Below are 5,090 nucleotides of genomic sequence, written 5' to 3'. Positions count from 1 at the left end.
AAAAAAGTTTCAAAAAAGTGTTGACAAGCGAAAGCGACTGTGATATACTAATATAGTTGTCACTTGAGAGAAGCAAGTGACAAAGACCTTTGAAAACTGAACAAGACGAACCAATGTGCAGGGCACTACAACTAAGGTTGTAGTACTGAACAATGAAAAAACAATAAATCTGTCAGTGACAGAAATGAGTGAGAACTCAAACTTTTAATGAGAGTTTGATCCTGGCTCAGGACGAACGCTGGCGGCGTGCCTAATACATGCAAGTAGAACGCTGAAGGAGGAGCTTGCTTCTCTGGATGAGTTGCGAACGGGTGAGTAACGCGTAGGTAACCTGCCTGGTAGCGGGGGATAACTATTGGAAACGATAGCTAATACCGCATAAGAGTAGATGTTGCATGACATTTGCTTAAAAGGTGCAATTGCATCACTACCAGATGGACCTGCGTTGTATTAGCTAGTTGGTGGGGTAACGGCTCACCAAGGCGACGATACATAGCCGACCTGAGAGGGTGATCGGCCACACTGGGACTGAGACACGGCCCAGACTCCTACGGGAGGCAGCAGTAGGGAATCTTCGGCAATGGACGGAAGTCTGACCGAGCAACGCCGCGTGAGTGAAGAAGGTTTTCGGATCGTAAAGCTCTGTTGTAAGAGAAGAACGAGTGTGAGAGTGGAAAGTTCACACTGTGACGGTATCTTACCAGAAAGGGACGGCTAACTACGTGCCAGCAGCCGCGGTAATACGTAGGTCCCGAGCGTTGTCCGGATTTATTGGGCGTAAAGCGAGCGCAGGCGGTTAGATAAGTCTGAAGTTAAAGGCTGTGGCTTAACCATAGTACGCTTTGGAAACTGTTTAACTTGAGTGCAAGAGGGGAGAGTGGAATTCCATGTGTAGCGGTGAAATGCGTAGATATATGGAGGAACACCGGTGGCGAAAGCGGCTCTCTGGCTTGTAACTGACGCTGAGGCTCGAAAGCGTGGGGAGCAAACAGGATTAGATACCCTGGTAGTCCACGCCGTAAACGATGAGTGCTAGGTGTTAGACCCTTTCCGGGGTTTAGTGCCGCAGCTAACGCATTAAGCACTCCGCCTGGGGAGTACGACCGCAAGGTTGAAACTCAAAGGAATTGACGGGGGCCCGCACAAGCGGTGGAGCATGTGGTTTAATTCGAAGCAACGCGAAGAACCTTACCAGGTCTTGACATCCCTCTGACCGCTCTAGAGATAGAGTTTTCCTTCGGGACAGAGGTGACAGGTGGTGCATGGTTGTCGTCAGCTCGTGTCGTGAGATGTTGGGTTAAGTCCCGCAACGAGCGCAACCCCTATTGTTAGTTGCCATCATTCAGTTGGGCACTCTAGCGAGACTGCCGGTAATAAACCGGAGGAAGGTGGGGATGACGTCAAATCATCATGCCCCTTATGACCTGGGCTACACACGTGCTACAATGGCTGGTACAACGAGTCGCAAGCCGGTGACGGCAAGCTAATCTCTTAAAGCCAGTCTCAGTTCGGATTGTAGGCTGCAACTCGCCTACATGAAGTCGGAATCGCTAGTAATCGCGGATCAGCACGCCGCGGTGAATACGTTCCCGGGCCTTGTACACACCGCCCGTCACACCACGAGAGTTTGTAACACCCGAAGTCGGTGAGGTAACCGTAAGGAGCCAGCCGCCTAAGGTGGGATAGATGATTGGGGTGAAGTCGTAACAAGGTAGCCGTATCGGAAGGTGCGGCTGGATCACCTCCTTTCTAAGGATAAGGAACTGCGCATTGGTCTTGTTTAGTCTTGAGAGGTCTTGTGGGGCCTTAGCTCAGCTGGGAGAGCGCCTGCTTTGCACGCAGGAGGTCAGCGGTTCGATCCCGCTAGGCTCCATTGGTGAGAGATCACCAAGTAATGCACATTGAAAATTGAATATCTATATCAAATAGTAACAAGAAAATAAACCGAAAACGCTGTAGTATTAATAAGAGTTTATGACTGAAAGGTCAAAAAATAAGGTTAAGTTAATAAGGGCGCACGGTGGATGCCTTGGCACTAGGAGCCGAAGAAGGACGTGACAAACGACGATATGCCTTGGGTAGCTGTAAGTAAGCGATGATCCAGGGATTTCCGAATGGGGGAACCCAACAGGTACTACCTGTTACCCGCATCTGTTAAGGATGTGAGGAGGAAGACGCAGTGAACTGAAACATCTAAGTAGCTGCAGGAAGAGAAAGCAAAAGCGATTGCCTTAGTAGCGGCGAGCGAAACGGCAGAAGGGCAAACCGAAGAGTTTACTCTTCGGGGTTGTAGGACTGCAATGTGGACTCAAAGATTATAGAAGAATGATTTGGGAAGATCAGCCAAAGAGAGTAATAGCCTCGTATTTAAAATAGTCTTTGTACCTAGCAGTATCCTGAGTACGGCGGGACACGTGAAATCCCGTCGGAATCTGGGAGGACCATCTCCCAACCCTATACTCCCTAGTGACCGATAGTGAACCAGTACCGTGAGGGAAAGGTGAAAAGCACCCCGGGAGGGGAGTGAAATAGAACCTGAAACCGTGTGCCTACAACAAGTTCGAGCCCGTTAATGGGTGAGAGCGTGCCTTTTGTAGAATGAACCGGCGAGTTACGTTATGATGCGAGGTTAAGTTGAAGAGACGGAGCCGTAGGGAAACCGAGTCTGAATAGGGCGGATTAGTATCATGACGTAGACCCGAAACCATGTGACCTACCCATGAGCAGGTTGAAGGTGCGGTAAGACGCACTGGAGGACCGAACCAGGGCACGTTGAAAAGTGCTTGGATGACTTGTGGGTAGCGGAGAAATTCCAAACGAACTTGGAGATAGCTGGTTCTCTCCGAAATAGCTTTAGGGCTAGCGTCGACATTAGAGATTCTTGGAGGTAGAGCACTGTTTGGGTGAGGGGTCCATCCCGGATTACCAATCTCAGATAAACTCCGAATGCCAATGAATTATGGTCGGCAGTCAGACTGCGAGTGCTAAGATCCGTAGTCGAAAGGGAAACAGCCCAGACCACCAGCTAAGGTCCCAAAATAATTGTTAAGTGGAAAAGGATGTGGGGTTGCACAGACAACTAGGATGTTAGCTTAGAAGCAGCTATTCATTCAAAGAGTGCGTAATAGCTCACTAGTCGAGTGACCCTGCGCCGAAAATGTACCGGGGCTAAAACAATTTACCGAAGCTGTGGATACCTTTATAGGTATGGTAGGAGAGCGTTCTATGTGTGATGAAGGTGTACCGTGAGGAGTGCTGGAACGCATAGAAGTGAGAATGCCGGTATGAGTAGCGAAAGACAGGTGAGAATCCTGTCCACCGTAAGACTAAGGTTTCCAGGGGAAGGCTCGTCCGCCCTGGGTTAGTCGGGACCTAAGGAGAGACCGAAAGGTGTATCCGATGGACAACAGGTTGATATTCCTGTACTAGAGTATGTAGTGATGGAGGGACGCAGTAGGCTAACTAAAGCAGACGATTGGAAGTGTCTGTCTAAGCAGTGAGGTGTGAACTGAGTCAAATGCTTAGTTCTGTAACATTGAGCTGTGATGGGGAGCGAAGTTTAGTAGCGAAGTTAGTGACGTCACACTGCCAAGAAAAGCTTCTAGCGTTTAAACATACTCTACCCGTACCGCAAACCGACACAGGTAGTCGAGGCGAGTAGCCTCAGGTGAGCGAGAGAACTCTCGTTAAGGAACTCGGCAAAATGACCCCGTAACTTCGGGAGAAGGGGTGCTGACTTTACGTCAGCCGCAGTGAATAGGCCCAAGCAACTGTTTATCAAAAACACAGCTCTCTGCTAAATCGTAAGATGATGTATAGGGGGTGACGCCTGCCCGGTGCTGGAAGGTTAAGAGGAGTGCTTAGCGTAAGCGAAGGTATGAATTGAAGCCCCAGTAAACGGCGGCCGTAACTATAACGGTCCTAAGGTAGCGAAATTCCTTGTCGGGTAAGTTCCGACCCGCACGAAAGGCGTAATGATTTGGGCACTGTCTCAACGAGAGACTCGGTGAAATTTTAGTACCTGTGAAGATGCAGGTTACCCGCGACAGGACGGAAAGACCCCATGGAGCTTTACTGCAGTTTGATATTGAGTGTCTGTACCACATGTACAGGATAGGTAGGAGTCTAAGAGATCGGGACGCCAGTTTCGAAGGAGACGTTGTTGGGATACTACCCTTGTGTTATGGCCACTCTAACCCGGATAGGTGATCCCTATCGGAGACAGTGTCTGACGGGCAGTTTGACTGGGGCGGTCGCCTCCTAAAAGGTAACGGAGGCGCCCAAAGGTTCCCTCAGAATGGTTGGAAATCATTCGCAGAGTGTAAAGGTATAAGGGAGCTTGACTGCGAGAGCTACAACTCGAGCAGGGACGAAAGTCGGGCTTAGTGATCCGGTGGTTCCGTATGGAAGGGCCATCGCTCAACGGATAAAAGCTACCCTGGGGATAACAGGCTTATCTCCCCCAAGAGTTCACATCGACGGGGAGGTTTGGCACCTCGATGTCGGCTCGTCGCATCCTGGGGCTGTAGTCGGTCCCAAGGGTTGGGCTGTTCGCCCATTAAAGCGGCACGCGAGCTGGGTTCAGAACGTCGTGAGACAGTTCGGTCCCTATCCGTCGCGGGCGTAGGAAATTTGAGAGGATCTGCTCCTAGTACGAGAGGACCAGAGTGGACTTACCGCTGGTGTACCAGTTGTCTTGCCAAAGGCATCGCTGGGTAGCTATGTAGGGAAGGGATAAACGCTGAAAGCATCTAAGTGTGAAACCCACCTCAAGATGAGATTTCCCATGATTTTATATCAGTAAGAGCCCTGAGAGATGATCAGGTAGATAGGTTAGAAGTGGAAGTGTGGCGACACATGTAGCGGACTAATACTAATAGCTCGAGGACTTATCCAAAGTAACTGAGAATACGAAAGCGAACGGTTTTCTTGGTTTGAATAGATATTCAATTTTGAGTAGGTATTACTCAGAGTTAAGTGACGATAGCCTAGGAGATACACCTGTACCCATGCCGAACACAGAAGTTAAGCCCTAGAACGCCGGAAGTAGTTGGGGGTTGCCCCCTGTGAGATATGGAAGTCGCTTAGCT

1 tRNA gene and 3 rRNA genes are annotated in these 5,090 nt (G+C 49.8%); all 4 read left to right on the top strand.

Going from position 1 to position 5,090, the window contains the following annotated elements:
• Positions 1–203: 203 nt before the first annotated feature.
• The 4 genes from JQ841_RS02655 (at position 204) to rrf (ending at position 5,089) form a co-directional block, all read left to right on the top strand.
• Positions 204–1,749, top strand: a 16S ribosomal RNA gene (locus tag JQ841_RS02655).
• Between the two features lie 51 nt (positions 1,750–1,800).
• Positions 1,801–1,873, top strand: a tRNA-Ala gene (locus tag JQ841_RS02650).
• Positions 1,874–1,997: 124 nt separating this feature from the next.
• Positions 1,998–4,897, top strand: a 23S ribosomal RNA gene (locus tag JQ841_RS02645).
• A gap of 76 nt (positions 4,898–4,973) precedes the next feature.
• Positions 4,974–5,089 (top strand): 5S ribosomal RNA (gene rrf, locus JQ841_RS02640).
• Together the 16S, 23S and 5S rRNA genes with 1 tRNA gene alongside form the textbook arrangement of a ribosomal RNA operon.
• Position 5,090 lies beyond the last annotated feature (1 nt).

It is taken from the genome of Streptococcus mitis (assembly GCF_905187535.1).
GTDB lineage: Bacteria > Bacillota > Bacilli > Lactobacillales > Streptococcaceae > Streptococcus > Streptococcus mitis_BS.
This window is presented reverse-complemented; position numbering and strand designations above follow the sequence as displayed.